Here is a 26362-nt window from a genome sequence, read left to right as displayed (position 1 = left end):
AAAGGAATTTCTCGCAATCCAACAAAAGTCAGACCGACGAGGAATAAATTGGCATTTGACAAGTGCACGCTGTTGAGTTCTCAAGGAACGGACGCACCCACAGAAACAGTCACCAAGACCTACCCGTGAGGCAGTTCACTACCTACACCACCCACGCACCACGAAACCCACTTCACAGAAGCAGAATCAAGGAGACGCGCCGAGCGGCAGAACCCCAACTGTAGACCAGAGAATCGAAACTCTCAACATCCGATGTCGGGGGCGGTCCGTCACGTGAGGGGCTGCGGGGCCTTCCGGCCGCTCCGCTCTCCCCTGTGGGGCGAACAAGTAATAACTTACGCGGGATCCGACCACCCGTCGAATCCACCCCACCACCCGGGCGTGTCGCGCGGCACCGCACGGCGACCGCGGAGCAAGGAACGGCCGGTCAGACGAACCGTTCGCGGCTCCCCCACCCGCCGACCCACGCCTCGACGTGGGGAGCCTCTCGCAGAGAGTGCATGCCCGCGACCGTCACTCGACGCTCGGCGAGGGTGCGCGTATCCGTCCATCGGCGCGCGCGGTGACGGGCCCGCCGGTTCCCCGCGCGACCGACGCGCACGCCTTCCGGTGAGAACAGCGCAAGCGTGCCCACCTCGGCCTCCCCCAGGGGGGCCAGCGCCTCCACGAACGCCTCGGGATCGAGGACGACGATCGCGGCATCGAGCTCGAGCGTCACGCGCGCATCGAGGGGGTCGGTTCCGGCGCGTACCCGCGCGTCGGCCGCGAGCGCGGTGCCGGGGGGCACGGCATCCATCGTCACCGTCGCCCGCGGGCACGCCGCGAGGATCGAGTCGACGCAGACGAAGGCCACGTCGGGGGCGAGCCCGCGCGGGACGACGACCTCGAGGTCGGGCGTGCGCGGCAGCAGACCGCGGCCCGCGGAGCCGTCGACGGGGATCAGCTGGGAGAGCCGAAGGGTCTGCGCATTCCCCTCCGCCGCCCGGTCGCGACTGTCTCGGCCCGCCCAGTCGGGACCGTCGTGCCACGCGACGGCCTCGGGCACGTGGGCCAGAACCGCGCCGGCCTGCCACGCGCGGTGGGCCCACTCCCAGTCCTCTCCTCCGTACGCGGAGAACGACTCGTCGAACCCGCCGACCTCGTCGAAGAAGGAGCGGGAGCAGGCGAGCACGGCGCTGATGACGTGTCGGTAGGAGCGATCGTTCGCGCGCAACAGGTTTCCGCTGGTCTCGTACGCCTCGCGCAGCCATCGCGGCTCCGGCAGTTCGACCTCCGGGGCGACGCGGGCGACCGGGGCATCGACGGGGATGCCGCGGAAGTCGGCGTGTCGGCGCCGACCGACGGTCACTGCCTCGGTGAGCAGGGCCGGAAGCCGCGTGAGGGCGCGCACGTATCCCGGCTCGGGAGCCGTGTCGGCGTCGAGGAAGCACAGGACGTCACCCGTCGCCACCGATGCGCCGAGATTGCGCGCCGCGGCGGCCCGGAAGCCGCGATCCTCCTGGCGGACGAGCCGGACGCCCTCGGGGACCTCGGGCGCGACGGGGGAACCGTCGTCGGCGACGACGACCTCGAGACGATCGGCCGGGTGGTCCTGCCCCGCGAGAGCGGCGAGGGTGCGGGCCAACTCGGTCGGCTGCGCGTAGTGGGTGACGATCACCGTGACGCGAGGGGGTTCGGGGTCGAGGTGCGCCAGCAGATCCCAGCGGTTGCCCGGGACCCACGGCATCCGGTCGGTCCAACCCTCGGGCACGGCCGCGCTCATCGGCTCACCCCCGACCACCAGCGCAGGTAGGCCGCGGTCGCGTCGGCCCGACCGGCCGGGAGCGCGGCGATGTCATGCCACGTCGTCGCCGCGTCGACCCGGGCCGCGGAGATCGCGGGCGCGAGCTGCTCCGGCTCGACGACCGAGAGCGTGCCGGGGCGCAGGGCCGCCATCTCGTCGACGTAACGGTTGCGCACGGCGACGGGGCGGCGCCCCCACCCGATCCACGACGTCAACGAACCGGAAGCGGACACGTGCCGGTGGGCAATCACGGGCACGGCCACGCGCGCCACGCGGGCCGCCATCTCGTCGTCGTCGAGCCACCCGGTCACCTCGACCTCGACGCCCGCGGCATCCGCCCGGCGCACGAACGCGTCGAGGTCGGCGGCATGCCCCTCCGACGCGCGCCCCAGGACGGTCATGCGCGACATCCCGGCCTCGACGGCGGCGTCCAGCGCCTCGTCGTGCCCCTTGCCGGGGTAGAAGTATCCGAGCACGCCGACGGCGTCGACGGAGGGGGACGGGGCGACGGGCCGCTCGTCGACGGGGAGCGGGATGACGGCGACGTCGCCGTGCCAGACGTCCACCTCGCGCAGCAGCTCGCGCTCGTGCGCGCTGTTCACGGCGACGGCTCGCGCCGCCGCGGTGACCTCGCGATAGAACGCGCGGCGACGCGGGCGGTTGCGTTCGCCGTCGGACGCCTGCGGCACGTCGTGCAGGGTGACCGTGAGCGGATGCCGCGCCGCCAGCCCCACCACGGCACGCGTCGCCTCCTCGGGCGAGGCGCCCCAGAGGCGGTCGGTGACGTGGGCGTGCACGGCCGTGCCGGCGGGGAGGGCGACCAGGGTGTCGGGGGTCGTGATCCGGGCGTCGGCGCGCACGCGCACGACCTCCGCGGCGATCTCGCGCGCGTACACCGCGACCCCGTGCGGGCCGGGATGGACGAAGAGGACCGGGGGCGCGGCATCCGGGAGGGGCGCGGTCATGCGGCGGCCGCCCACGTGGCCAGCAGCGGCGCCATGCGGTCGACGACCGCGGCGAGGAGGGCGGGACGCTCGGCGTAGTACGCGAGATGGGCCTCACGGACGACCTCGGCGGGGAGTCGTTCCCCGCCGACGGTCCAGTCGGGGCGGGGCGCGGTGTCCAGGCCCCAGGCCGCGACCACCCAGTCCTCAAGGGGGGCGCGCACCGAGGCGAGGATCGGCCGGCCGGGGTCGACCGCCCGACCGGGGGCGCCCAGGGCGGTCACGATGCGCTCCCCCAGCGGGAGGAACAGCGCATTCCCGGGATGGTTCACCGTGCGGGCGAGGTCGTCGACGACGGGGGCGAAGAGGTCGGATGCCGCGACGTCGAGACCGCGCGCCTCACGGCGCCGGAGCTCGGCACGGGACCCCTCGGCGATCTCGCGCACCGTCTCGGCCCCGAGGACGCGGGGCACGCGCAGGCCCGCGGCCTCGGCGACGGTGCGCACGTTGTGGTACGCCACGAGCGGCGGATCCTCGGGGAACGCGGGGAGACGCAGCACCGCCTGGAACGGGTGGAGCCCCGCGAAGCGGACGGCCGGGACGGTCACGACGCGCGCGCCGGGCGGCAGGGACGCCCGCAGCTGAGCGGTGCCCAGCGCGAGCCCCCGGTAATCGTCGCGGATGGGCTGGGCGACCAGGAACGAGGCGCCGCGCAGAAGAGCGTGCAGGCGCTCCGCGTCATCGGCGGACAGCTCGTGCACCGCGGGCACGCGCACCGCCGGCAGGGCGTCGGACGAGATGACCAGGCGCAGCGACTCCGCCTGGCAGTTGCCCACCACGACGCCGTATCCGGCGGGCGGCTCGGCCTGTCCGAAGAACTCGGCGTAGTGCGCCCGGCGCGCTATCACCGCCTCGCCGTGGTCCGCAAGGCTCTGCAGTCGCGCCGTCTCGCCACTCATGATGTGAACGTATCCGTCGGTGTCATCGTCGTCCCAACCGCCCCGTTGCATTGCGATGTGCCTGGCGATGCGGTACGCGCACCGCCATGCCCGCCTGCACGAGGAGGAAGAGAAGATCGTCGCCAGCACCGTCCCCCCGGTCCGGATCGCCGCCGTCCCCTCGGCGCATCCCTACGTCACCGCCGTCGCGGATCCCGCGAGCATGCGCCTGCTCGCCGATCCGCCGCCCCCGGGCGCTCCCGAGGGCCAGTGGTGGCCCCCGCAGGTGCTCCTCCCCGCGTGGCTGCGCGAGAACGCGGACGACTTCGACCTGGTGCACGTGCACTTCGGCATCGAGTCGTACTCCCCCGCGGAACTGGCCGAGACCGTCGCGGCGCTGCGGGCCCTGGGACGACCGCTCGTCTACACCGTGCACGACCTGGAGAACCCCCAGTTGCTGTCGCAGGACGCGCACCGGGAGTCGCTGGCCGTGCTGGCCGAGGCGGCCGACGAACTGATCACCCTCACCGGCACCGCGGCCGACGAGGTGCAGGCCCTCACCCGGCGCCGCCCCGCGGTCATCCCGCACCCCACGCTGCTCGACGACGCGGAGCGCCCCACCGGGACCTCCGACGGCGTCACGCGCGTGGGCGTGCACCTGCGCGACCTGCGCCCGAACATCGACGGGGTCGGGACGACGGCGACCCTCGTCCGCGCCGTCGCCGACCTCCGCGCGCAGGGTGCGCGCGTCGAGGGCGTGGTGCGGATGAACGACAGGGTGCGCGACGCCGAGGCGGCGGCATCCATCGATCTGCTCGCGCGCGACGCCGAGGGGGTCACCGTCGAACGCGGGGAGCGTCTCGACGACGACGCCCTCTCCCGGTGGCTCGCCGACCTCGACGCGTGCCTGTTGCCCTACCGGCACGGAACGCAGTCCGGCTGGGCGGAGCTCTGCTACGACCTCGCCGTGCCGGTCGTGGGCACGCGCGTCGGACACATCGCCGCGCAGCATCCCGACGACTTCCACCGCTTCGACGTGGGCGAGCCGCTCTCGCTCGCGCGCGCGATCGTCGACGCCACGGATGCCGCGTGGTCGACGCCCGGCTCCGCCGCGCGCGCGGCCGAGGTCGAGCGCCGACGCGTCGACCGGCTCGCCGAACGCGAGGCGGTGCGCGCCGCGCACCTCGCGCTCTACCGACGAGCGATGGCGAAGGAGGAGGCAGCGTGATGCGACCGCCCACGGTTCTGCGCGTCCTCGTCGTCGCCCCCTCGCGGTACGCGCTGCGCCAGCCCCACGCCGGGGGGCTCGAGGCGTGCGTGTGGGACCGGGTGCGCTGGCTGCGCGCGCGGGGCCACGAGGTCACCCTGTGCGCCGCCGACGGCTCGGACTACCTCGGCGACGTGCCCGAGTTCCGCCTGCCGACGCCCGAATGGACCCGCCCGGAGGAGTCCTCCGACACCGAATACCCGGCCGGCTACGCCGCCGCGGTCGACGCGGCGTACGACGCGGCGCTCGAACGCCTCATCGCGGACCGGCACCTGTACGACGTGGTCGACAACCACAGTCTGCATCCGGCCCCCATCCGGTGGAGTCGGGATGCCGGCATCCCGGTCGTGACGACCCTGCACACCCCTCCGCTGGAGCCGATGCTCGAAGCGGCGACCGAGGTGCGCGACAGCCCCCACCGCTTCGTCGCGGTGAGCCAGGCCACCGCACGCGCGTGGTCGGTCGAGGGCGTGGACGCGTTCGTGTTCCCCAATGGCATCGACACCGACCAGTGGACCCGCGGTGCGGGCGGAACGTCGTGGGTGTGGTCGGGACGCGTCGTGCCCGAGAAGGCTCCGCACCTCGCGATCGAGGCGGCGCGCGAGGCCGGGGCGCACATCGTTCTGGCCGGTCGCATCGGCGACGTCGACTACTTCGAGCAGGAGATCGTGCCGCGCCTCGGCGTGCACGCCCGCTACGTCGGTCCCCTGCACCAGAGCGACCTGTGCCGGCTGGTCGGCTCGTCGGCCGTGGCTCTGGTGACGCCGATGTGGGAGGAGCCGTTCGGGCTCGTCATCGCCGAGGCGCTGGCCACCGGCACCCCCGTCGCGGCGTTCGACATCGGCGGCGTCTCGGAGGTGCTCGCGGGGATGCCGGGATCGGCCACGGTCACGGCGGGCGACGTCGTCGCCCTCGCGAAGGCGGCGGCGCAGCTCGCCGCGGAGGGCGCCCGCGAACCGCTCACCCGCGTCTGGACGCGCCGCGCCGCCGTGCGACAGCATTCGCTGGCGCAGCGCTACCGCGAGGTGGAGCGCGTGCTCACCCACACCGCGCAGCCGGTCTCGGCGCGCCGCGCGCCGGCGGTGGCGTGGTGATCGGCTGGTACGTCCACCACCACGGCCACGGTCACGTCGCACGGTTCCTCGCGGTGCAACCGCACCTGCGCACACCCGTCGTCGTGTTCTCGTCGATGCGTCGTCCGGCCGCCCTGGCGTCGGAGGTCGAGTGGGTCGAGCTGCCCACCGACGCCGACGGCTTCGAGGACCGCGACGGGGTGCTGCGCGACCCGCGCGACGCCGACCCCACCGTGCGGGGTCACCTGCACTGGGCCCCGCACGGGCACCCCGGACACCGGGCGCGGCTCGCGGCCATCGCCGCGGCATCCGTCACCCGCGAACTCCAGGCGTTCGTCGTCGACGTGAGCGCGGAGGTCGTCGCGTTCGCCCGCCTTCTGGGACTGCGCACCGTCGCGGTGACCCAGCCCGGCGCCCGCACCGACACCCCGCACGCCCTCGCCTACGCCCTCGCCGACCGCATCGTCGCCCCGTGGGCGCACGGCGCCGTCCCCGCGACAGGGCTGTCGGCGCACGGCGACCGCGTCCTGTGGACGGGCGGGATCTCGCGCTACGACGGACGGACCCCGGACGGGGCGCGCGAGCCCCGGTCGCTGCTCATCCTCGGCCGCGTCATCGACGACGACGTGCGCGAGCAGGTGACCGCGCTGCTCCGCGCGCACGGGTGGGAGGTCACCGCCGTCGGGCACGACGCCGCCTCGCGCGTCGACGATCCCTGGCCGCTGCTGTCGCGCAGCACCGTCGTGCTCAGCGCCGCCGGGCAGAACAGCGTCGCCGACCTCGCCGCCGCGGGCGCCCGCGCGGTGGTCATCGCCCAGGAACGCCCCTTCTGCGAGCAGGACCACACCGCGGACGCCCTGGAACGCTGGGGCCTGGCCCGCCGCGCCGACGCGTCGACCTCGGCCGCGGAGCTCGTCGCGCTCGTCGAGGCCGCCTCCGAGGACTCCCCCGACTGGGCGCGCTGGCAGGTCTCCGGCGGCGCGGGGCGCATGGCCGCCGCGGTCGAGGCGATGCTGCCGTGAGGACCGCGGTCATCACGGTCGCCTCGCGGGCCCGGAGCGAGCATCTCTCGCGCCAGCGTCGCGTGCTGGCGGAGGTCGCCGACGACATCGTGCGGGTGGAGGCCTGGCTCGACGAGTCGCCGCCGTCCGGCATCCCGGATGCCGGGACCCTGACGCTGCACGTGCCCCCGGGGCCCCTCGGACTGCGCGTCGGCGAAGGTCGCAACCGGGCCGCCGCCGCGGCCGTCGACGCGGGCGCGGAGCTGCTCGTGTTCCTCGACGTGGACTGCCTCCCGGGTGAGGAACTCCTCACGGCGTACCGCTCCGCGGCGCACGCGCACCCGGAGGCGATCCTGGCCGGAGCGGTGACCTATCTCGCGAGCGTGCAACGCCCCGAAACCGCTGCGGACCTGCCCTTCCTCATCCGTCCGCATCGCGCGCGACCGGCGCTGCCGGCGCGCGAGACGCGCGCGGCGACCGCGGCGGAGTACGACCTCTTCTGGTCGCTGTCGTTCGCCGTCACCCCCGCGACCTGGGAGAGGATCGGCGGCTTCCACGCAGGCTACGAGGGCTACGGCGCGGAGGACACCGACCTCGCCTGGACCGCTCGAGCCGCCGGCGTCGAGATGCGCTGGGTCGGCGGGGCCGATGCCTTCCACCAGTGGCATCCGGTGTCTTCTCCCCCGTGGCAGCACCTCGACGACATCCTGCGCAACGGCGCGACTTTCCACGCGCGGTGGGGATCGTGGCCGATGGGCGGATGGCTCGACGCCTTCGCCGCGGCCGGGGCGATCGAGCAGCGCGACGGCGTGTGGGTGCGCACGGGCGCGTGAGGCGCCGAGAATTGCCGCTCCGGGGTGCCCGGAAGCGACAATTCTTGGCGGGTCGCGCGGCCCAGGATCAGACCACGGAGCGGAGGGCGTCGACGATGCGCGTGGCGCGGGGGTCGTCGGCCTCCATCCAGTTCGTGACGAACGCGAAACCCACACGGGCCGCGCGGTCGGCGAACGCGACCTGGCCGCCCGCCCCGTCGTGCCCGAAGCTCGTCGGCCCGAGGTAGCGACGCGCAGCCGAGTCGAGCTGGAAGCCGGCCGCCCAGCGCGGCCACGGTGCGGGTGCGGCGAAGACCGGAGCACCCGCGGTCCGCTCGCGCGTGACGACGTCGAGCGTGTCGTCGTCGAGGAGGCGGATGCCGTCGGTCTCGGCGACCGTGGCCGACCACATCGCCGCGACCGCGCGCGCGGTCGCGACGGCTCCCGCGCCCGGGATCACCGCGGCGCGCACGTCGTCGGCGTTGAACCCGTCGTCGTCCGTGACCAGCGTGGCCGGAAGCACGCCGCCGAGGGTCATCGCCCGGTCCAGCCAATCGACCGCACGCGGATCACGCTCGGCCGCCTGCCGCTCGACGAGGGCCGAGAGCGTCGGCCCCACGCGGAGGTGCGCCACGGATGCCGCGATCTCGGCCGGCATGCCCAACCAGGCCCCGCCTCCCACGGCCTCGGCCATCGCGGCGAAAGCGACCTGCGGGGCGACGCCACCCGCCCGACGCACGATCTCGCCCGACAACCAGCCGTGGGTGAGCGCGTGATACGCCCACCCGGCACCCGGCTCCCACAGAGGTTCCTGCGCGGCGACGAGGCTCGCCATGGCGTCGACGTCGAGGAGCTGCGCGCGCGTGACGTCGACCCGCGGGGCCGAGACGCCCGCCCGGTGCGCGAGGGCGTCGCCGACGGTCACGCGGTCCTTCCCCTGCGCCGCGAAGTCCGGCCAGATCTCGGCGAGCGGTCGGTCGAGGTCGAGCGTCCCGTCTGCGACGAGTCGCGCCGCCAGGATCGACATGAGTCCCTTCGTGCACGAGAACACCACCGAGGGCGTGTCGCGCTCCCAGGGCCGGCCGTCGCGGCTGTCGGCCGTGCCGCCCCAGACGTCGACGACCGTCTGCCCGCCGACACGGACGGCCAGGGCCGCGCCCATCTCGGGCAGTCCCTCGAACGCGGCGTCGAACGCCTCGCCCACCGCCTCGAAACCGGGGGCGACGACGCCCTGCACCGCGGTCATCGGACGACCTCCGCGACGGCGAGGCGATCGCCGTCCCAGTGCAACGGCAGCGGATCGGACAGCGTCCCGACGAAGGCCCCGTCGGTCGTGACGTTCTCGAAGGCCAGCATCACGGCGCGCCCGTCGGCGTCGTCGGCGACGACGCGACCGCTGTACAGGCGCTCGTCGGCGACCAGGGTCGCCCGCTCCACCGGGTACGGACCCCGCGGGTCGTCGAGGGCGACGGCCCAGATCCCTCCCGCCCGACCGGCGCGATCGCCGGCGAGATGGGTCGCGTCGCACGAGAAGATCAGGGCCCACCGGCCCTCGATCCGCACCACCTGCGGAACCTCGAGGTGCGCGAAGCCCGCGCCCGGCGCGCTGAGCGGGGGGCGGACCTCCCAGCGGCGCAGGTCGGCGGACCACGCGTGGCCGATGACCCCGCGATCGCGTTCGATGCCGTCGCGCGCGCGGGCCGTCACGAGCATGTGCCACCCGTCCCCGTCGGGATCGGCGAACACCCACGGGTCGCGCCACGCCTCCTCGTGCCACGTGCCGTCGAGAAGCGTCTCGTACCAGCGCGGGTCCGCGGCGACGACGACCTCGGGATCCTTGACCCACGTCGCGAGATCGCCCGACGAGGCCGCGAGGACCGTCTCGACGTTCGTGATCTCGCCGTCTCGCAGGAAGCGCGAGCCGGTGTAGAACATGCGCCAGTCGGCATCCGCCCCGACGATGCTCCCCGTCCACGTCGCCGTGGCATCCGGAGCGTCTCCGCCGGAGGGCTCGAGAACCGTGCCGTGCACGGTCCACGAGCGCAGGTCGTCGCTCGTGGCGTAGCCGACGCTCGCGTTGCGGTGGCGCAGGTCGGGGTCGCCCAGGCTCGTCGGCGCCTGGAGGAACATCATGTGGTGGGTGTCGCCGTCGCGGGCGAGCCAGAAATCCCAGACCCAGTGGTCGGGCAGCGTGAACGTCATGAGATCCGTTTCGAAAGGAGAGGGGGCCGATCAGCCCTTGACCGCGCCCTGCACCAGGGCACGGATGAACTGGCGCTGGAACACGAGGAACAGCAGCACGGCGGGCGTGATGATGATCAGCGCTCCCGCGTTCAGCAGCGGGATGCTGAGCGAGTACTGCCCCTGGAAGAACGTCAGCGCGCCGGCCACGGTGCGCTGCAGCGGGTCGGCGATGAGCACGACCGGGAGCAGGAACTGGTTCCACGTCCAGATGAACAGCAGGATCGCGAGTGCCGAGAGCGCGGGAGCCGCGAGCGGCAACTGGATGCTGCGGAACTCGCGCCACAGCGACGCCCCGTCCACGCGCGCCGCTTCGGACAGCTCGCGCGGCACATTGATGAAGTGCGCGCGCATCCAGAACACGCCGAACGGCATGTAGAGCCCGATGAGCGGGAAGATCACCGCCCACGGGGTGTTCACGGTGCCCATCGACTGCGCCTGGTAGTAGAGCGGGATGATGAGCGCCTCGAACGGGATCGTCAGCCCCAGCACGAAGAACACCAGGATGCCGCGGCCGAAGCGCACCTGGAGGGAGCCCAGCGCGAAGCCCGCCAGGGTGGCGGCGACCAGGCTCAGCGGCACGACCCCGAGCACGATGACAAGGCTCGAGCCCATCAACTGCCAGACGTGACCGGTCTCGAAAGCGGTGGCGAAGTTTCCCCACTGCGGGTCGGTCGGCCACGTCAGGCCGGTCGGGTTCTGGTCGGCGGGTTGCAGCGCCGCGGAGAACATGCTGATCAGCGGGAGCAACGTCACGATCGCGGCGACGCTGAGCAGGAGGATGCCGAGCACGCGCTCGGTGCGGCTGGCGATCACGAGTCGCTCGCTCTCGAAAGACGTTGGATGGGGAGCACCACGATCAGCACGAGCACCATGAGCACGATGCCGAAGGCCGAGGCCAGGCCCACGTCGCTCTGGGTGAAGCCGATGCGGAAGATCGACAGGCCCGGCACGAGGGTCGCGCGGCCGGGGCCGCCCTGGGTCGAGGTGTAGATGATGTCGAAACTCGACAGGGCGGCGATGACGGTGACGGTGACGAGCACCGCGATCTCCTGCCGCAGGCCGGGGAGGGTGATCGTGAAGAACTCGCGCCACCATCCGGCGCCGTCCAGGCGGATGGCCTCGTACAGCGAGACGTCGATCTTGCCGAGACCGGTGAGCAGCAGCACGGTGCACAGCCCCGTGAGCACCCACGACCCGATCAGACCCACGGCCGGCAGCGCCGTGCCGTAGTCGGCGAGCCACGGCCGGGTGATCCACCCGAGCCCGACCCAGCCGAGGATCTGATTGACCGCACCGGTCTGGGCGTACATCCACGACCAGGCGATACCGGCCGCCGCGAGCGGGATGATCTGGGGCAGGAACAGCACGGTCTGCGCCGCGGCCGCGAAGGCCTTGTACCGGATGCCGCGGATGAGGGTCGCGAGCACCAGCCCCAGCCCCACCGGGATGAAGGTGAAGAACGCGATCAGGATGAACGCGTTGCGGATCGCGCCGAGCAGATCGGGGTCGGTGAACACAGTGAGGTAGTTCTCGACGCCGACCCAGCGGGCGACGCCGATGCCGTTCCAGTCGTAGAACGAATACTGCACGCCCTGGAACAGGGGCCAGATGACGAATCCGATGTAGAAGGCGAGCGCGGGAAGCAGGAGGACCCACCCGGCGAGGGTCGCCCGCCGGGCCGCTGTGCGTGCAGCGGCCCGGCGAACGGGTGCGGTCGCCGTCGCCGAGGGGGCGTCGTCGGGTCGAGGGGCCGCCGCGACGGCGACCGCACGGTCGGTCATTACTCGCCGACCTCGCTCTCGTAGAACTTCTGCACGCGGTCGACGAACTCCTTGCCGGTGATCTGGCTGGTCACCAGCAGCTGCGACTCGGGGATGATCGAGCCCGCGTAGATACCGGCGGTGGTGTTGGCCATGAAGTCGACCTGGCCGTTCTCGGCGCCGATCTGGGCGGACATCTTCAGCGCGTTCTCGATGAGCGAGCCGGCCTCGACCGAGGGCAGCTCCTGCGCCGGGTCGCCGCCGGGCGAGGCGCCCGTGACATCGACGATGATCTGGCGCGCGGTGGGGTCGGTGTGCACCCAGTTGAGGAAGTACGCGACCTCGTTGATGTGCGGCGACTTCGCGGCGACCGAGAACGAGTTCGCCGCCCCCATGGCCACGTGGTCGGCCCCGGCCTCGGCGGGCGGCACGAGGAAGAACTCCACGTTCGAGCCGAGCGCCTTCTGGTAGTTCGCCGCCTCCCAGTTGCCGTTGAAGGTGAACAGTCCCTCGCCCGCCGAGAAGCGGCTGGTGAAGGTGAAATAGTCGATCGCGTTGATGTCGGACGGGAAGTACCCGGCATCCGCCCACTTACGCACGAGCTCGGCACCCTCGACGTTGCCGGACTCGTCGTAGCGCGCCCCGGGCTCGTTGAACATCCACGACAGGAACTGGTCCTTGTCGACGTACTGGTTCATCGCCGCCTGCACGACGAAGTTGACGACGCCGTCCTTGTCGCCGGCCATGATCGGCAGCACACCGGCGGCCTTGGCCTTCGCCATGTCTTCTTCGAGCTCGGCGAGCGTCTGCGGCGGGGCGTCGATGCCCAGCTGGTCGGCGAGCGTGGTGTTCATATAGATGCCGGTGATGCTGTAGCCCAGGCCCAGCTGGTACAGCGAACCGGAACCGCGGACGCCCTCGTCGGTCATGCGCAGCGGGGCGAGCTGCGAGGCCGGCCACGCGTCCCAGCCGTAGGCGTCGAAGTAGGGGTCGAGATTGGCCACGAGACCGTCGCGCACCGTGTCGCCCAGGGTGGGGAGACGGATCAGATCGGGCGGCGTGGAGCTGGCGAGCAGCTTCGGGGCGTTCGCGGTCAGGTTCTGGAACGTGTCGCGGTTGATGGTGAACGTGACGTTCGGGTGCTGCTTCGTGAACTCCTCGGTCAGCTTGTCGGTGACCGGGAAGCCCGTCTCGTCGGCGATCGTGAGCTGGACCGGGTCGGAGGTCAGCTCGGTGCTCACCTCGACGTCGTTCTGCGCGGTCGGTGCGGCGCTGCCGGGGGCGCACCCGGTCAGAGCGGCGCCGGTGAGTCCCGCGATGGCGATCAGAGCGAGGGATGCCCCTCGACGCCGGCGGGGGATGCGGGTGTTCATGTCGACTCCTTCGTCTGTGCTGCGTGCCGGCGCTCGGGCTGTTCCGGCGGCGGACTGCTGGTGCGCTAATCTTTGCTGAAAGGATTTAGCACGATCATTTACGCAGACGCGTCGAGCGCTGTCAAGATCGCTGCGAAGATCGTGACCGCGGCGCCGATGCCGCAGAACGGGGACACCGATGGGCAAGAGGGTCACGCTGGCCGACGTCGCCCGCCGCGCGGGACTGTCTCCCGCGGCGGCCTCCATGATCCTCAACGGCCGCCCCGACACCCGCCTCTCCCAGGACGCGCACGAGCGGGTGCACGCCGCCGCCGCGGAGCTGGGCTACCGCCCCAACATGTCGGCCCGGGCGCTGCGCACCGACACCTCGCACACGGTCGGCTTCGTGTCGGATCTCGTCGCCACCACCCGCTTCGCGAGCGGCCTCATCAAGGGGGCGCTCGGCGCGGCGGAAGCCGCCGGCCAGGTCGTGCTGGTGGCGGAGACCGGCGGGGAGCCCGAGAGGGAGGCCGAAGCGGTCTCCGCCCTGCTCGATCGTCAGGTCGACGGGATCATCTTCGCGTCGATGCGGGCGCGCGAGACCTTCGTGCCCGCCCTCCCCACGGGACTGCGCACGGTCATGCTCAACGCCACGAACGATCTGCACCGCTGCAGCGTCCTCCCCGACGAGGAGACGGGCGGACGCCGGGCGGTCGAGCTGCTCCTGGAGGCGGGGATCCGCGACGGCATCCTGCTGCTCGGCTACGACGCGGAGGCGGAGCGCGATCTGTTCCGCTCCGCCACGGTGGCGGCCCGCGTCCGCGGGATCTCCGCGGCCATGGCCGACGCGGGCGCGACCTTCCTGCACGAGGAGTCGATCTGGCTGTGGGAACCCGCCCCCGGATACGAGTTCACGGCGCGACTGCTGGCGCAGGGACTGCGGCCGCGGGCCATCGTGTGCCTCAACGACCGACTGGCGTTCGGCGCTCTGCAGGCGCTGGGCGACGCCGGTCTGCGCGTGCCGGAGGACGTGTCGCTGGTGTCGTTCGACAACGACGAGCTCGCCGCCTATCTGCGCCCGGGGCTGACGACCATCGGTCTCCCCCACGAGGACATGGGCCGCCGCGCCGTCGAGCTCCTGCTCGCGCCGGGAGGTCCGCCCGAGGGTCAGCACCTGGTCGAGATGCCGGTGGTGATCCGCGACTCGATCCGCCGCGCGTGAGGCGCGCGGGGCGACGTCGAGTGTCCACGACATCCGGGCCGCTTTCGGATCCGTCCGGGTGTTTCGGACACTCGGCGGTGGGGGTGGGCGGATGCCGTGCACGGCCCATCAGCGACGCGCGAAAGCCCCGGCGCACGAGGGCGCCGGGGCTTTCGGGCGGCGGGTCAGGCGCGTCGCATCCAGACGGTCGTCTCGCCGGGGAGCCGGCCGTCGTCGAGCGCGCGGCTCGACAGCAGCACCTCACCCGCGGGAAGCGCGACCGCCTCGGCGCCGAAGTTGGTCACGACGCTCCAGCCGTTCGGGCGCTCGTACGCCACGACCTCGGCGCTCGACCCGTCGGTCCAGGTCAGCTCCTCGGCGGCCTGGAGCTCGTGCCGCAGCGCGAGGGCCCGGCGGTACAGCGACAGCGTCGACGCGGGATCGCCGTCCTGGACGTCGGCGGCGTAGGTCTCGAACCAGTCCGGCTGCGGCAGGTGCGCCCCGGCATCACCGAAACCGAACGACCCGCCCGAAGCGGTCCACGGCAGCGGCACGCGGCATCCGTCTCGCCCGAGATCGACGCCCGGGCTGCGGAAGAACGTCGGGTCCTGCCGTTCGGCGTCGGGGATGTCGGCGACCTCGTGCAAGCCGAGCTCCTCGCCCTGGTACAGGTACGCCGAGCCCGGCAGCCCGAGCAGGAAGAGCGCGGCGGCGCGGGCACGACGCTCGCCCCGTTCCGCGTCGAGCGCCGGTTCCGTGCCGCCCGAGAGCAGCCACTCGTTGCCGTGCTTGAGGGTGGGGCGCCCGTCGGCACCACGCTGCGCGTCGGGGAGCCCGTAGCGGGTGGCGTGGCGCACGACGTCGTGGTTCGACAGCACCCACGTCGTCGACGAGCCCGACTCCGCCGCCAGGGCGAGGTTGTCGGCGACGATGCGGCGGAACTGCCCGGCGTCGAAGTCGGCCTCGAGCAGGTCGAAGTTGAACGACTGGCCGAGGCTCGCCGCGCTCGCGTACAGAGGCACGCGCGAGGGGTGCACCCACGCCTCGGCGACCGCGGTGCGCGGCGGGTCGTACTCGTCGAAGACCGCGCGCCACTCGGCGTAGACCTCCTGCACGTCGTCGCGGTCGATCAGCGGGTGGTTCCCGTCGATCGGCATCGCGTCGAGCTCGGCCCGCGAGGGCAGCGGCTCGCTGAGGTCCTTGGTGAGCATGTGGGCCACGTCGACGCGGAAGCCGTCCACCCCGCGGTCGCTCCAGAACCGCAGCGTCGTGAGGAAGTCGGCGCGCACCTCGGAGTTGGCCCAGTTCAGGTCGGGCTGCGACACGTCGAAGTTGTGGAAGTACCACTGCCCGTCGGCGACCCGCTCCCACGCCGATCCGCCGAACACCGAGACCCAGTCCGTGGGCGGCTCGGAGCCGTCGGGGCCGGTGCCCTCGCGGAAGATGTACCGCTCGCGCGCGGCGGAGCCACGACCGGCTGCCAGGGCCTCCTGGAACCACGCGTGCTTGTCGGAGGTGTGGTTCGGCACGATGTCGACGATGACCCGGATGCCGTGGGCGTGCAGCTGCGAGATCAGCTCGTCCATGTCGGCCAGGGTCCCCAGCCGCGGGTCGACGTCGCGGTAGTCGGCGACGTCGTAGCCTCCGTCGGCGAGGTCGGAGGGGTAGAAGGGGCTGAGCCAGACGGCATCCACCCCCAGCTCGGCGAGGTACGGGACCCGCGAGGTGATGCCGGGGATGTCGCCCAGACCGTCGCCGTTCGTGTCGGCGAAGCTGCGGGGATAGACCTGGTACACCACGGCCTGACGCCACCAGTCGGGGGCGTCGGAGAGTTCGCGGGCGTGCACGGAGGGTGCGGCGATGGTCACGGAGGGTCCTTTCAGGGAGGGGATGGTCTGCTCAGCCCTTGACGGCGCCCTGCGTGACGCCCGCCATCACCCAGCGCTGGGTGAACAGGTAGGCGACGATCGCGGGGGCCATGGCCATGAGGTACGAGGCGAAGGCGACGTTGTAGTTGTTGCTGAACTGCGTCTGGAACAGGTCCTGGCGGACGGGGAGCGTCTGCAGCGCCGGGTCGCTGATGATGAGCGAGGGCATCATGAAGTCGTTCCACGCATAAAGGAAGGCGAAGATGCCGACCGTCGCGCTCATCGGCGCGAGCAGGGGGAAGATCAGCCGCCAGAAGGTCTGCCACGTCGTCGCCCCGTCGATGCGGGCGCTCTCCTCGAGCTCGAGCGGGATGGACCGCAGGAACGCGGTGAACAGCAGCACGCTGAAGCTGAGCTGGAACATCGTGGCGAGGATGATCACCCCCGCCGGGTTGTCGAGCCCGAGGCGCCCCGTCAGCTGGATCTGCGGGAGCGCGATCACCGGGAAGGGGATGAACATCGCCGCGAGCAGGTAGAAGAACGAGTAGCGGAAGAGCTTGCGGTCCCAGTTGCGCGCGATCGCGTACGACGCGAAGGCGGCGAGGATGATCGTCGCCGCGACCGTGCCGGCCGTGACGAGCAGCGACATCGCGAGTCCCACGGGGAACTTCGTCAGGGTCCACGCCTGCACGAAGCCGTCGAAGCTGATCGGCGACGGGAGCGAGAACGCGTTGCCGTCGACCACCTGCGTGCCGCTCTTCAGCGCCATCGAGACGGTCACGTACAGCGGCAGGAGCACGGTCAGCGAGCAGAGCACCAGGATGGTCGTCGTCGACCAGCTGAACCTCTCCGCGCCGACGCGGCGGAAGCGCGGACGCCGGGCGGGGGCGGGGCCGTCGGCGGCGCCGGTGCCGGTGCCGGTGCCGGTGCCGGTGCCGGTGCCGGTGCCGGTGCCGGTGGCGATCGGGAGTTCGGCCTGCTCGAAAGCGAGCGCGGGCTGGTTGAGAGCGGTCATGACAGGGTGTTCCTTCCGCGGGTCACCGAGAGCTGCAACAGCGAGATGACGACGGCGACGACGAAGAAGAGCGCGGCGTTGGCCATCTGGTAGGCGTAGTCGCCTCCGTTGAATCCGAGGATGATCGACATCGCGACGCTGCGGGTCGCGGTGCCGGGGCCTCCTCCGGTGAGGCCCACGATGATGTCGTAGGCGTTCAGGAAGCCCTTGAATCCGAGGATGACGTTGATCACGACGTACCCGGCCACCAGCGGCAGCGTGATGCGCAGCAGCTGCTGCGTCTTGCTGGCACCGTCGAGTCCCGCGGCCTCGTACACGTCGCCCGGGACCGAGAGCAGCCCCGCGATGTAGATCAGGAGCGTGCCCGGGATCGCCTGCCAGGCGGTGACGATCACGATCGCCACCCACGCGAGGTCGGGGTTTGCCAGCAGGCTCGTCTCGAGCCACGGGATGCCGAGGGCGGCTCCGGCCTCGGGCACCGAGTTGCTGAAGAGGAAGTTGAAGACGTAGGCGATGATGATGCCCGAGATCACCATCGGGATGACGAAGACCGTCCGCAGTGCCTTGGTGAAGCGGATCCGCGCCGTCAGGCCCACCGCGAGCAGGAAGGCCGCGATGTTGACGACGATCACGGTCGCGACCGAGAAGCCGAACGTGAACAGGTAGGCCTGGAGGATCGCGGGGTCGCTGAAGATGGCGATGTAGTTGGTGAGCCCCGTGAAGCTCCACTCCCCCAGCCCGATCGAGTCGGTGAAGCTGAAGAAGATGCCGATCATCCCGGGGATCGTGATCGCGAGGGTGAACAGGGCGAGCGTGGGGAGCAGGAACAGGTAGTAGATCGGCTCGACGCGGCGGGTGCTGCGACGCGCGGTCGCCTTGCCTCCGGTGACGATCGTCGTGGTGGTGGTCATCGCGCGGCCTCCTCGCCAGCGGCATCGTCGGTCGAGGCCGGCGGCTGACGGAACGCCAGTCGCGACCAGTCCTCGTCCATGGTGCGCAGCGTGCTCTGCGGAGAGGCGCCGAAGATCATCGCCTGCGCGTAGTTGAAGGTGGGGATGGTCTTGGGCAGCAGCACGGAGGCGCCTTGGTAGATGCGCCCCTCGTCGTAGTAGGGGATCATCCCGGCCACGCGGGGGTCGCTCGGCGAGGGGGCGTCCGTGGTCGGCGCGAAGCCCAGCTGCGACTCGTTGTAGGCCTCGATGATCTCGGGCTGGTAGAGGTACTCGAGGAAGTCGCGCGCGGCATCCTTGTGCCGGGACGCCTCGGGGATGATGGCCGCGAGGTCCATGTTCACGCGCACCTTGAGGTCGGCGGGGTCGTCCGTCATCGGCAGGGGGAAGGTGCCCACGGGAAGGTCGGGCGAGGTCTTGGCGATCTCGCCGAGCGCCCACGGTCCCTGCAGGTACATCGCCGCCTGCCCCTGGGCGAAGGCGAGGTTGCCGTCGCCGTAGGCCCGGCTCTCGGCATCCGCGTTCGTGTAGTCGCGGGCGAGCTCGAGCATGCGGTCCATCGGCTCGGTGAAGTCCTTGGCGAACGAGACCGTCGAGTCCGGACCCACCTGGTCGCCCTCGGCGGCGAGGGCGTCGAAGAAGTCGATGACGTCGATCGACCCGCCGACGGAGTAGTCGTACCAGCCCTGCGCCACGGTCCAGTCGTCCTTGAAGGTTCCGTAGAAGGGCGTGATGCCGTTCTGCTTCAGCGTGTCGGACACCTGGAGGAGCTCGTTCCACGTGGTGGGGACCGAGAGCCCCAGCTGCTCGAAGATCTGCGTGTTGTAGATGACGGATGCCGCCATCACCGAGTACGGCAGGGCGCTCGTGCGCCCCTCGCACGAGCCGTACTGGTTCATCAGCGGCTGCAGGTCCTCGCGGACAGTGCTCGCCGCCGTCGTGTCGGAGAGGTCGCTGAGCGCGCACCGCTGCACGAAACGGGCGACCTCGTAGTTGTAGTTGGCGAGCATGATGTCGGGCGGGTTGCCGCGCACGAAGCTGGCCGAGACGACATCGACGCCCGAGGCGTCCATCTCGACGCGCACCTTGTCCTGCGAGGCGTTGTACCGGGCGACCACGTCGTTCATGAACGACAGCGCCTCCCGCTTGCTGAAGGTGAAGCGGATGGTCTCGCGCCCGTCGGCGGAGCACCCGGCGAGCAGACTCGCCCCCAGCACCCCCACCGCGGCCGCCGCGACCCACCGCCGCACCGCTCTCGTCTTCGTCGACACTCGTGTCCTCCTCGCCGCACTGCGAATATGTTGTGTCACTGAGTAAATTTACTCGCCAAATCAACTTGGTGAGGGCAGTATTGCATCGGACGCGAAGGGGGTCAAGATCTGATGACGGATGCCATGTCAGCCGCGGCCTCCCTGCGTCGGCGCAGCCTCGAGACCGTTCTGGCCCACGCCTGGGACGCAGACGCATTCACCGCCAGCGACGTGATGGCCACGGTCGGGCTCACCCGCTCCACGACGATCGACGTGCTCGACGAGCTCGTCGCGCGCGGCCTGCTCGCCGAGATGCCGAACGCCCGCACCGTCGGCGAGTACTCCAAGGGCCGCCCCGCGCGCCGCTTCGCGTTCCGCCCGGAGGCGGCGGTCGTCGTCGGCGTCGACGCCGGTCGCGGTCACCTGACCGCCACGGTCGCCGACCTGCGCGGACGCACCCTGGGCAGCTCGCGACTCGCGGTGGACCCCGAGCAGGACTCGGCCGCCCGCCGTCGGCGCGCGGCCGAGGCGACGGTGGCGGCCGCCCTGACCCGCGCACACCGCGACCGCTCCGACATCGCCGCCCTCTGCGTCGGCGTCCCCGCACCGGTCGACCGATCGGGCAGATCCCCCGTGCACCACGACGGCTTCTGGGAGCGCATGAACCCGGGGTTCATCGACACCTTCGCCGACTGGGCCCCCGTGGTCCGCGTCGAGAACGACGCCTCGCTCGCCGCCGTCGCCGAGCAGGCCCGCGGCGCCGCGGTGGGCGTCGAGGACTTCATCGCCCTTCTCGCCGGCGAGCGATTCGGCGCCGGAATCTGGGTCGACGGCCGGTTGCTGCGCGGAGCCCACGGGGGAGCGGGCGAGACCGTCGCCTTCGACCGCGTCGCCGGCGTCGGAAGCGCCGAGGGGCTGGCGCCCCGCTGCGTCGACGCGGCCCGCGCCGCGATCGCCTCCGGACGCCTGCCCGCCACCTCCGCGCTCGCGGAGATGGACCCCGCCACCCTCGACGCCAAGACCGTGCTCGATCTCGCCGACCGCGGCGACGAGGGCGCCCTCGAGGTCGCGCGCGAGGTGGGGGCAGCCCTGTCCATCGTCGCCGCGACCTTCGGCAGCCTCTTCGACGTACGCACGGTCGTCGTCTCGGGAGCGATCGCCGCCGGCGCGGCCCCCATCATCGCGGCGGCCCGCGCCGCCCTCCCCCGTGCCCTCGACCTTCCGGCGCCCGACATCGTGGCATCCCCCCTCGGCGCCGACATCGTCTCGATCGGAGCCGTCGCCGCGGCCGTCGACGCGGCCCGCGCGAGCGCCCTCGACCTCGCCGCCTTCGCCCACCCCGAAGAGCGCGCGCGGGCGTGACCGCCTTCGACCACCTCGACCCGCACCGCAACCCCGCTCCGCAACCGCCCACCCCCCGATAGCGTCGGCTCATGCCCGAATGGCCCGAACACGTCATGTGGTGGCACGTCTACCCGCTGGGATTCGTCGGCGCGCCCATCCGCGACGGCGTCGATCCGGATGCCGCGCCGGCGCACCGGCTGGACCGGCTCGAGCCGTGGCTGGACCACGTCATCGAGCTGGGCCTGAACGGCCTGCTGCTCGGACCGGTGTTCGCGGCCGAGACGCACGGGTACGACACGGTCGACCATTTCCGCATCGACCCGCGGCTGGGGGACGACGCCGACTTCGATCGTCTCGTGTCCGCGGCGCGGGAGCGTGGCATCCGGATCCTCCTCGACGGGGTCTTCAACCACGTCGGGCGGGCGCACCCGGCGTTCCGCGACCAGACCGAGCACGGCCCGAGACTGTTCCGCGGGCGGTGGGTCGACGGTCGGTTCGAGGCCGACGTGTTCGAGGGGCACGACGCCCTCGTCGCTCTCGACCACTCCTCCCCCGCCGTCGTCGACCTGGTGGTCGAGGTGATGTGCCATTGGCTCGAGCGCGGGATCGACGGCTGGCGACTGGATGCCGCTTACGCGGTGCCCCACACCTTCTGGGCCGAGGTGCTGCCCCGGGTGCGCGAACGTTTCCCAGAGGCGTGGTTCTTAGGCGAGGTGATCCACGGCGACGCGGCGCGGATCGTGCACGAATCGACGATGGACGCGCTCACGCAGTACGAGCTGTGGCAGGGGATCTGGCACGGTCTCGCCGACGGCAACCTGTTCGAACTCGCGCACGCCGTGGAGCGGCACGACGAGCTGCTGCGCGTCTTCGTGCCGCAGACCTTCGTGGGCAATCACGACGTCACCCGCATCGCCTCGGCCGTGGGCGCCGACCTCGTTCCGCACGCGCTGGCCGTGCTGTTCACGGTGGCGGGGACCCCCTCGGTCTACGCGGGCGACGAGTTCGGCTGGACGGCCGTGAAGGAAGAACGCCTCGGCGGCGACGACGCGGTGCGACCGGAGTTCCCCGCCGGCCCCGGAGATGTCGACGCCGACGACCGCATCCTCGCGGCGCACCAGGCGCTCATCGCGCTGCGACGCCGCAAGCCCTCGCTGTGGCGCGCGCACACCGACGTGGTCGACCTCGCGAACACCGCGGCCGTGCTGCGGACCGCGACCGGCGACGACGCCGTGGTGGTGGCCCTGAACCTCGGCGACGATCCGGTGTCGCTGCCGGCCGCCGACGCCCGCGCGGTCGTCACGGGTGACGGGACGCTCGCCGGATCGCGGGTCGAACTGCCCCCGCGCGGGTGGGCCGTGCTCGAGGCCTGACCCCCTCGTCCCACTTCTGGCCGGTGCGCGTCCCACTTCTGGCCGGTGCGAGGCGCCGACACCCCCCACACCTGGGACGAGGGTGCGTCGCGCCGACGCGCGAGGGCCGCAGTGCGGGACCCTCAGCCGCCGGCGCGGAACCGGTGCTCGGGGCGGCCTGTGGAGCCGTAGCGCAGGCTCACCTGCACGAGTCCCCGCTCCGCGAGCGCCGTGAGGTGACGCTGGGCCGTCGCCCGCGAGACGCCGATGCGCTCGGCCACCTCGGTCGCCGAGGCCTCGTCGCCCGCGAGGGCCGCGAGCACCGTCTGCTCGGTCGCGGACCGCGCGAGCGACGGGCCCTCGCGCTCGCCCCGCAGGAGGGATGCCGCGCGGTCGATGTCATCCTGCGAGAGAGGCCGCGCGCTGCCGAGCAGGTTACGGTACCGGGCGTAGCGCTCGAGACGCTCGGCGAGCACGCGCGTGTCGAACGGCTTGACGAGGTACGCGAGCGCGCCCGCGGCGAAGGCGCGGCGCACGGTCGCGGCATCCGTCGCCGCCGACAGCACGAAGGCGTCTATCTCGAGCGAGCGCACCAGGTCGATGCCGTCCCCGTCGGGTAGGTAGACATCGGCCAGCACGAGGTCGGGGGCGTGCGCGGCGATCGCCGTCCGCGCCTCGCCGACCGTGCGCGCGGGCTCCAACGCGACGAACCCCGCGCGCGCGGCCACCGCGTCGCGGTGCAATCCCGCCACGCGGAAGTCGTCGTCCACCACCAGAACCCGGATGCCGCTCACGTCTCGTTCCTCTCCCGCACGGTGCCGGCGCGCCGCACGCCCGGCAGCCGGGCCGCGACGATCGCGCCGCGCCCGTCGCCTCCCGCGTCGACCACCCACACCTCGCCGCCGCGACGCCGCGCGAATTCGCGCGACAGGGGCAGGCCGATGCCGAGGCCGTGCACAGCATCCGGATCGTCGTCCCGCTCGCGCGGGGCGAAGACCGCCTCGCCGTCGGCGATGCCCGGGCCGGTGTCGGCGACCGTGACGACGACCGCGTCGGCGTCGTCGAGCACGCTCACCTCGACCTCCCGCGGTGCGGGGGCCGCGGCCGCCGCGGTGATCGCGTTGTCGATGAGGTTCCCCAGCACCGCGACGACGTCTTCGACCTCGTCGATCGGCGCGGTCGAGAACGTGTCGTCGGCCACCCGCAGCGCGACCCCCCGCTCGCGCGCCGCGAGGGCCTTGGCCCCCAGGAACGACTGCAGCATCGCGTCGCCCACGAGCTCGATGCCCGGAACCGCCCAGTCGACCGATCCCCGATCGACCAGGTCGGCGAGGAACGCCCGCGCCTCGACGACCCGTCCGGCATCGAGCAGCCCGACCGCCGCGTGCAGGCGGTTGGCGTTCTCGTGCCGCTGCACGCGCAGCGCATCGCCCATCGCCCGCACGCTGTCGAGGCGCCCCGACAGGGCCATCACGTCGGTGCGGTCGCGCAGCACGGCCACGCGGCCGAGGGCCCGCGCCCCGCGGCGCACGGGTCGGACGTCGACGAAGACGACCCGGTCGCCCACCGGAAGTCCTGTCGGAGCGCCCCCACCCGCCAACGCGCCCGCGACCACCGGCGGCAGGCCCAGCTCGGCGAGAGGTCGACCGACGGCACCGGTCACCCCGAGCAGACGTTCGGCCGTCGCGGTGCACACGCGCACGATGCCCGTGTCGTCCAGCGCGACGACGCCCTCGTCCGCCCCCTCGAGCACGGCGGTCTGGGTCTGCACGAGGGCGACCAGCTCCTCGGGCTGCACGCCGAGGGTCAGTCTCTCGAGGCGGCGGCGCATGAGCAGCGCCACGACGGCGCCGATCGCCACGGCGAGCGCGACGGCCGCCGCGATGCCCGCGATCAACGCGGGAAGGTCGTCGAAGACGCTCGCCCGCTCGAACCCCACGCTCACCTCGCCGACCGGGGCTCCTCCCCCGGGCGGATAGATCGGCACCTTCGCCCGCGCCGATTCGCCCAGCGTGCCGGTCTCCCAGGTGACCACCTCGCGCCCGGCGAGGGCGTCGGCGAAGCTCGTGCTCACCACCTGGCCCAGTCGGTCGGGGTCGGGATGGGCGAGTCGGATGCCGTGATCGTCGGTGATCACGACGAACAGGCCCCGGGTCCGCGCGGTGACGTCGGCGGCGTACTCCTGGAGTTCGCCGTCGCGCAGGGCCGCGGCATCCGGGGTCCCGGGGTCGGCCGAGAACGTCGTGACGAGGGAGCGCACGTCGGGGGCCTCGGCGACCGAGCGGGCGATGTTCAGGGCCGACGAGTCGGCCTCGGCCTTCAGCTGCTGCACCCCGAGCCAGGCGAAGATCCCCGTGCACACGGCGACCACGACGATCTGGGTGGCGACCTGCACCACGAGCATCCGGGTGGCGAACCGCATGCGCACCTCCCGGTCGGCGACGTCGTCGTGCGCGAAATGCGCAGAAGACACGGTACGCGCATAACGGCGCTCAATGCGAGCAAGCGCGCGCTCGGACCCTCGGCATCCGTACGGTCGGCAGATCGCTGGCGCACCGGGCGCCGACATCCACGACGAAGGAGTCGCGATGACCCCCTTGATCCTTGCGGCGGAGGCCGAAGAGTACGCGGTGGCCTACACGCCCGCCGACGGTGTGCTCGTCGCCCTCGGCTTCCTGATGGTCCTGTCGTTCATGGCGCTGATCATGACGCGGCGGATGACCCCGATGGTCGCCCTCATCGTCGTGCCGACCGTGTTCGGGCTCATCGCCGGCGCCGGCTTCGGCCTGGGCGACATGGTCATCGACGCGATCGGCAAAATGGCGCCCACGGCGGCCCTGCTGCTGTTCGCGATCATGTACTTCGGCATCATGATCGACGTCGGCCTGTTCGACCCGCTCATCCGCGTGATCACGCGCTTCCTCGGCGACGACCCGGCGAAGATCGTGCTCGGCACGGCGATCCTCGCCGGCGCGGTCTCGCTCGACGGCGACGGCTCGACGACCTTCATCATCACGACCTCGGCGATGCTGCCGCTGTACCTGCGGCTGGGCATGAGCCCCGTCGTCCTCACGTGCGTCGCGGGCCTGATGAACGGCACGTTGAACATCGTCCCGTGGGGCGGCCCGACCGTCCGCGCCGCGACCGCCCTGGGCCTGCAGCCCACCGACGTGTTCGTACCGATGCTCCCGTCGCTGCTCGCCGGCCTGGTGGTCTCCCTCGCATTCGCCTGGTTCCTCGGCCTGTCGGAGCGCAAGCGCCTCGCGGGCTCCGTCGACACGTCGAAGATCGACGGTCCCGGCGGCTTCGGTCGCCTCGGCGCCCCGAAGATCTTCCGCGGCGCGGAGCACAAGCCCGGCGCCCTCGCGTCGCTGCGCACCGGCAACATCGTCACCGTCCGCGGGGGCAAGGGGACGGTCGCCGCCCCGCAGCTGGTCGAGGCCGCCGACACCGCGATGGCCGACACCATGCTCGACCCGAACCGCGCGACCCTTCGACCGAAACTCATCTGGTTCAACCTGGTGCTGACCGTCGCGGTGATGGTGCTGCTGGTGATGGACATCTTCCCGCTCGCGTTCGTGTTCATGGTCGGCGCCGCCCTCGCCCTGATCGTGAACTTCCCGAAGCTGCGCGGCCAGGCCGACGAGATCGTCGCCCACGCCCCCAGCATCGTGGGCGTGGTCTCGATGGTGCTCGCCGCGGGCGTGCTGGTGGGCGTGCTCAACGGCACCGGGATGGTCTCCGCGATGGCCGCGTGGATCACCGAGGTCATCCCCTCGTCGATGGGTCCGTTCCTCGCCGTCATCACCGGGATCCTGTCGATCCCGTTCACCTTCTTCATGTCGAACGACGCGTTCTACTTCGGCATCCTCCCGGTTCTCGCCGAGAGCGCCGCGAACTACGGCATCGCCCCGGTCGAGATGGCCCGCGCCTCGATCACCGGCCAGCCGGTGCACCTGCAGAGCCCCCTGGTCCCCGCGATCCTGCTGCTCGTCTCGCTGGCCGGCGTCAACCTCGGCGACCACCACAAGAAGGTGCTCTGGCGCGCGACGATCGTCTCCCTCGTGATGCTCGCCGTCGGCGTGCTGGTGGGGGCGGTGCCACTGCTGGGCTGAGCTCGCCACGTCACAAGGGCCCCGGATGCCACGGCATCCGGGGCCCTTCCGTCGTCTGGCACTCGGCCAGGCCGCGCCGCCGGGCCGAGTCGT

Annotated in this window: 22 protein-coding genes; 8 read left to right on the top strand and 14 right to left on the bottom strand. The window is 72.1% G+C overall.

The window, feature by feature from the left end; all coding sequences use genetic code 11:
- Positions 1-427: 427 nt before the first annotated feature.
- From AB1K56_RS16560 to AB1K56_RS16550, 3 genes are read right to left on the bottom strand one after another with little or no spacing between them, the layout of a single operon-like run.
- Positions 428-1762 carry a glycosyltransferase family 2 protein gene (locus tag AB1K56_RS16560; RefSeq protein WP_371206548.1) on the bottom strand — a complete coding sequence of 445 codons (1335 nt, stop codon included), beginning with the start codon at positions 1760-1762 and terminating at the stop codon, positions 428-430.
- The gene (locus AB1K56_RS16555; protein ID WP_371206547.1) at positions 1759-2748 is read right to left on the bottom strand and encodes a hypothetical protein; all 990 of its coding nucleotides are present in this window, start codon (positions 2746-2748) and stop codon (positions 1759-1761) included. Before AB1K56_RS16555 ends, AB1K56_RS16560 begins: the two co-directional genes overlap by 4 nt.
- The gene (locus AB1K56_RS16550; RefSeq protein WP_371206546.1) at positions 2745-3686 is read right to left on the bottom strand and encodes a WcbI family polysaccharide biosynthesis putative acetyltransferase; all 942 of its coding nucleotides are present in this window, start codon (positions 3684-3686) and stop codon (positions 2745-2747) included. The genes AB1K56_RS16555 and AB1K56_RS16550 overlap by 4 nt, the downstream gene beginning before the upstream one ends.
- Before the next feature lie 67 nt (positions 3687-3753).
- Between AB1K56_RS16550 and AB1K56_RS16545 the strand changes: the two genes are divergently transcribed.
- Genes AB1K56_RS16545 through AB1K56_RS16530 form a run of 4 tightly spaced genes read left to right on the top strand, consistent with a single transcriptional unit; the run spans position 3754 to position 7839 of the window.
- Positions 3754-4893, top strand: a complete 1140-nt coding sequence (locus AB1K56_RS16545; RefSeq protein ID WP_371206545.1) for a glycosyltransferase — start codon at positions 3754-3756, stop codon at positions 4891-4893.
- A complete protein-coding gene (locus tag AB1K56_RS16540; RefSeq protein ID WP_371206553.1) occupies positions 4893-6026 on the top strand; it encodes a glycosyltransferase in 1134 nt (377 codons plus the stop codon). Before AB1K56_RS16545 ends, AB1K56_RS16540 begins: the two co-directional genes overlap by 1 nt.
- A complete protein-coding gene (locus AB1K56_RS16535; protein WP_371206544.1) occupies positions 6023-7027 on the top strand; it encodes a hypothetical protein in 1005 nt (334 codons plus the stop codon). The genes AB1K56_RS16540 and AB1K56_RS16535 overlap by 4 nt, the downstream gene beginning before the upstream one ends.
- Positions 7024-7839, top strand: coding sequence for a glycosyltransferase family 2 protein (locus AB1K56_RS16530; protein WP_371206543.1), 816 nt, complete (start codon positions 7024-7026; stop codon positions 7837-7839). The genes AB1K56_RS16535 and AB1K56_RS16530 overlap by 4 nt, the downstream gene beginning before the upstream one ends.
- 67 nt (positions 7840-7906) lie before the next feature.
- Here the strand turns inward: AB1K56_RS16530 and AB1K56_RS16525 are convergent, their stop codons facing one another.
- From AB1K56_RS16525 to AB1K56_RS16505, 5 genes are read right to left on the bottom strand one after another with little or no spacing between them, the layout of a single operon-like run.
- Positions 7907-9064 (bottom strand): serine hydrolase domain-containing protein, encoded by a 1158-nt coding sequence (locus AB1K56_RS16525; RefSeq protein WP_371206542.1) that lies wholly within the window; start codon positions 9062-9064, stop codon positions 7907-7909.
- On the bottom strand, positions 9061-10020 hold the full coding sequence (locus AB1K56_RS16520; protein WP_371206541.1) for a glycosyl hydrolase family 32: 960 nt from the start codon (positions 10018-10020) through the stop codon (positions 9061-9063). Before AB1K56_RS16520 ends, AB1K56_RS16525 begins: the two co-directional genes overlap by 4 nt.
- A gap of 30 nt (positions 10021-10050) precedes the next feature.
- Complete coding sequence (locus AB1K56_RS16515; RefSeq protein WP_264632241.1) at positions 10051-10875, bottom strand: carbohydrate ABC transporter permease; 825 nt, start codon at positions 10873-10875, stop codon at positions 10051-10053.
- Complete coding sequence (locus AB1K56_RS16510; RefSeq protein ID WP_371206540.1) at positions 10872-11843, bottom strand: carbohydrate ABC transporter permease; 972 nt, start codon at positions 11841-11843, stop codon at positions 10872-10874. Before AB1K56_RS16510 ends, AB1K56_RS16515 begins: the two co-directional genes overlap by 4 nt.
- A complete protein-coding gene (locus tag AB1K56_RS16505; protein WP_136587427.1) occupies positions 11843-13195 on the bottom strand; it encodes an ABC transporter substrate-binding protein in 1353 nt (450 codons plus the stop codon). Before AB1K56_RS16505 ends, AB1K56_RS16510 begins: the two co-directional genes overlap by 1 nt.
- A 178-nt stretch (positions 13196-13373) precedes the next feature.
- Here AB1K56_RS16505 and AB1K56_RS16500 point away from each other — a divergent pair, with 178 nt between their 5' ends.
- Positions 13374-14396 (top strand): LacI family DNA-binding transcriptional regulator, encoded by a 1023-nt coding sequence (locus AB1K56_RS16500; protein WP_136587426.1) that lies wholly within the window; start codon positions 13374-13376, stop codon positions 14394-14396.
- 164 nt (positions 14397-14560) lie between these two features.
- Here AB1K56_RS16500 and AB1K56_RS16495 read toward each other — a convergent pair whose 3' ends face one another.
- Genes AB1K56_RS16495 through AB1K56_RS16480 form a run of 4 tightly spaced genes read right to left on the bottom strand, consistent with a single transcriptional unit; the run spans position 14561 to position 19479 of the window.
- Positions 14561-16243 carry a glycoside hydrolase family 13 protein gene (locus tag AB1K56_RS16495; RefSeq protein ID WP_371206539.1) on the bottom strand — a complete coding sequence of 561 codons (1683 nt, stop codon included), beginning with the start codon at positions 16241-16243 and terminating at the stop codon, positions 14561-14563.
- A gap of 31 nt (positions 16244-16274) precedes the next feature.
- Positions 16275-17258 carry a carbohydrate ABC transporter permease gene (locus tag AB1K56_RS16490; RefSeq protein ID WP_371206538.1) on the bottom strand — a complete coding sequence of 328 codons (984 nt, stop codon included), beginning with the start codon at positions 17256-17258 and terminating at the stop codon, positions 16275-16277.
- On the bottom strand, positions 17255-18169 hold the full coding sequence (locus tag AB1K56_RS16485) for a carbohydrate ABC transporter permease (protein WP_264632236.1): 915 nt from the start codon (positions 18167-18169) through the stop codon (positions 17255-17257). Before AB1K56_RS16485 ends, AB1K56_RS16490 begins: the two co-directional genes overlap by 4 nt.
- Positions 18166-19479, bottom strand: coding sequence for an ABC transporter substrate-binding protein (locus AB1K56_RS16480; RefSeq protein ID WP_371206537.1), 1314 nt, complete (start codon positions 19477-19479; stop codon positions 18166-18168). Before AB1K56_RS16480 ends, AB1K56_RS16485 begins: the two co-directional genes overlap by 4 nt.
- Positions 19480-19590: 111 nt before the next feature.
- On the opposite strand from AB1K56_RS16480, the gene AB1K56_RS16475 reads away from it, so the two are divergent.
- Positions 19591-20820, top strand: coding sequence for an ROK family protein (locus tag AB1K56_RS16475; protein ID WP_371206536.1), 1230 nt, complete (start codon positions 19591-19593; stop codon positions 20818-20820).
- Positions 20821-20891: 71 nt separating this feature from the next.
- Positions 20892-22175: an alpha-amylase family glycosyl hydrolase gene (locus tag AB1K56_RS16470; RefSeq protein WP_371206535.1), complete on the top strand. Its 1284-nt coding sequence runs from the start codon at positions 20892-20894 to the stop codon at positions 22173-22175.
- A gap of 122 nt (positions 22176-22297) precedes the next feature.
- Here the strand turns inward: AB1K56_RS16470 and AB1K56_RS16465 are convergent, their stop codons facing one another.
- Both AB1K56_RS16465 and AB1K56_RS16460 read right to left on the bottom strand, forming a co-directional pair.
- Entirely contained in the window at positions 22298-22948 is a 651-nt protein-coding gene (locus tag AB1K56_RS16465) for a response regulator (protein ID WP_264632232.1), read from the bottom strand.
- Positions 22945-24627: an ATP-binding protein gene (locus tag AB1K56_RS16460; RefSeq protein ID WP_371206534.1), complete on the bottom strand. Its 1683-nt coding sequence runs from the start codon at positions 24625-24627 to the stop codon at positions 22945-22947. The genes AB1K56_RS16465 and AB1K56_RS16460 overlap by 4 nt, the downstream gene beginning before the upstream one ends.
- Before the next feature lie 115 nt (positions 24628-24742).
- Between AB1K56_RS16460 and AB1K56_RS16455 the strand changes: the two genes are divergently transcribed.
- The gene (locus tag AB1K56_RS16455; protein ID WP_371206533.1) at positions 24743-26269 is read left to right on the top strand and encodes a CitMHS family transporter; all 1527 of its coding nucleotides are present in this window, start codon (positions 24743-24745) and stop codon (positions 26267-26269) included.
- The last annotated feature ends 93 nt before the right edge of the window (positions 26270-26362 follow it).

This window comes from Microbacterium sp. BWR-S6Y, assembly GCF_041379845.1.
In the GTDB taxonomy this organism is placed as follows: domain Bacteria; phylum Actinomycetota; class Actinomycetes; order Actinomycetales; family Microbacteriaceae; genus Microbacterium; species Microbacterium hydrothermale.
This window is presented reverse-complemented; position numbering and strand designations above follow the sequence as displayed.

Bases quoted from the DNA above. Each gene is read 5' to 3' on its own strand.
- AB1K56_RS16560 (WP_371206548.1), bottom strand. From the start codon at position 1,762: ATGAGCGCGGCCGTGCCCGAGGGTTGGACCGACCGGATGCCGTGGGTC.
- AB1K56_RS16555 (WP_371206547.1), bottom strand. From the start codon at position 2,748: ATGACCGCGCCCCTCCCGGATGCCGCGCCCCCGGTCCTCTTCGTCCAT.
- AB1K56_RS16550 (WP_371206546.1), bottom strand. From the start codon at position 3,686: ATGAGTGGCGAGACGGCGCGACTGCAGAGCCTTGCGGACCACGGCGAG.
- AB1K56_RS16545 (WP_371206545.1), top strand. From the start codon at position 3,754: ATGCGGTACGCGCACCGCCATGCCCGCCTGCACGAGGAGGAAGAGAAG.
- AB1K56_RS16540 (WP_371206553.1), top strand. From the start codon at position 4,893: ATGCGACCGCCCACGGTTCTGCGCGTCCTCGTCGTCGCCCCCTCGCGG.
- AB1K56_RS16525 (WP_371206542.1), bottom strand. From the start codon at position 9,064: ATGACCGCGGTGCAGGGCGTCGTCGCCCCCGGTTTCGAGGCGGTGGGC.
- AB1K56_RS16520 (WP_371206541.1), bottom strand. From the start codon at position 10,020: ATGACGTTCACGCTGCCCGACCACTGGGTCTGGGATTTCTGGCTCGCC.
- AB1K56_RS16510 (WP_371206540.1), bottom strand. From the start codon at position 11,843: ATGACCGACCGTGCGGTCGCCGTCGCGGCGGCCCCTCGACCCGACGAC.
- AB1K56_RS16505 (WP_136587427.1), bottom strand. From the start codon at position 13,195: ATGAACACCCGCATCCCCCGCCGGCGTCGAGGGGCATCCCTCGCTCTG.
- AB1K56_RS16500 (WP_136587426.1), top strand. From the start codon at position 13,374: ATGGGCAAGAGGGTCACGCTGGCCGACGTCGCCCGCCGCGCGGGACTG.
- AB1K56_RS16490 (WP_371206538.1), bottom strand. From the start codon at position 17,258: ATGACCGCTCTCAACCAGCCCGCGCTCGCTTTCGAGCAGGCCGAACTC.
- AB1K56_RS16485 (WP_264632236.1), bottom strand. From the start codon at position 18,169: ATGACCACCACCACGACGATCGTCACCGGAGGCAAGGCGACCGCGCGT.
- AB1K56_RS16475 (WP_371206536.1), top strand. From the start codon at position 19,591: ATGACGGATGCCATGTCAGCCGCGGCCTCCCTGCGTCGGCGCAGCCTC.
- AB1K56_RS16470 (WP_371206535.1), top strand. From the start codon at position 20,892: ATGCCCGAATGGCCCGAACACGTCATGTGGTGGCACGTCTACCCGCTG.
- AB1K56_RS16455 (WP_371206533.1), top strand. From the start codon at position 24,743: ATGACCCCCTTGATCCTTGCGGCGGAGGCCGAAGAGTACGCGGTGGCC.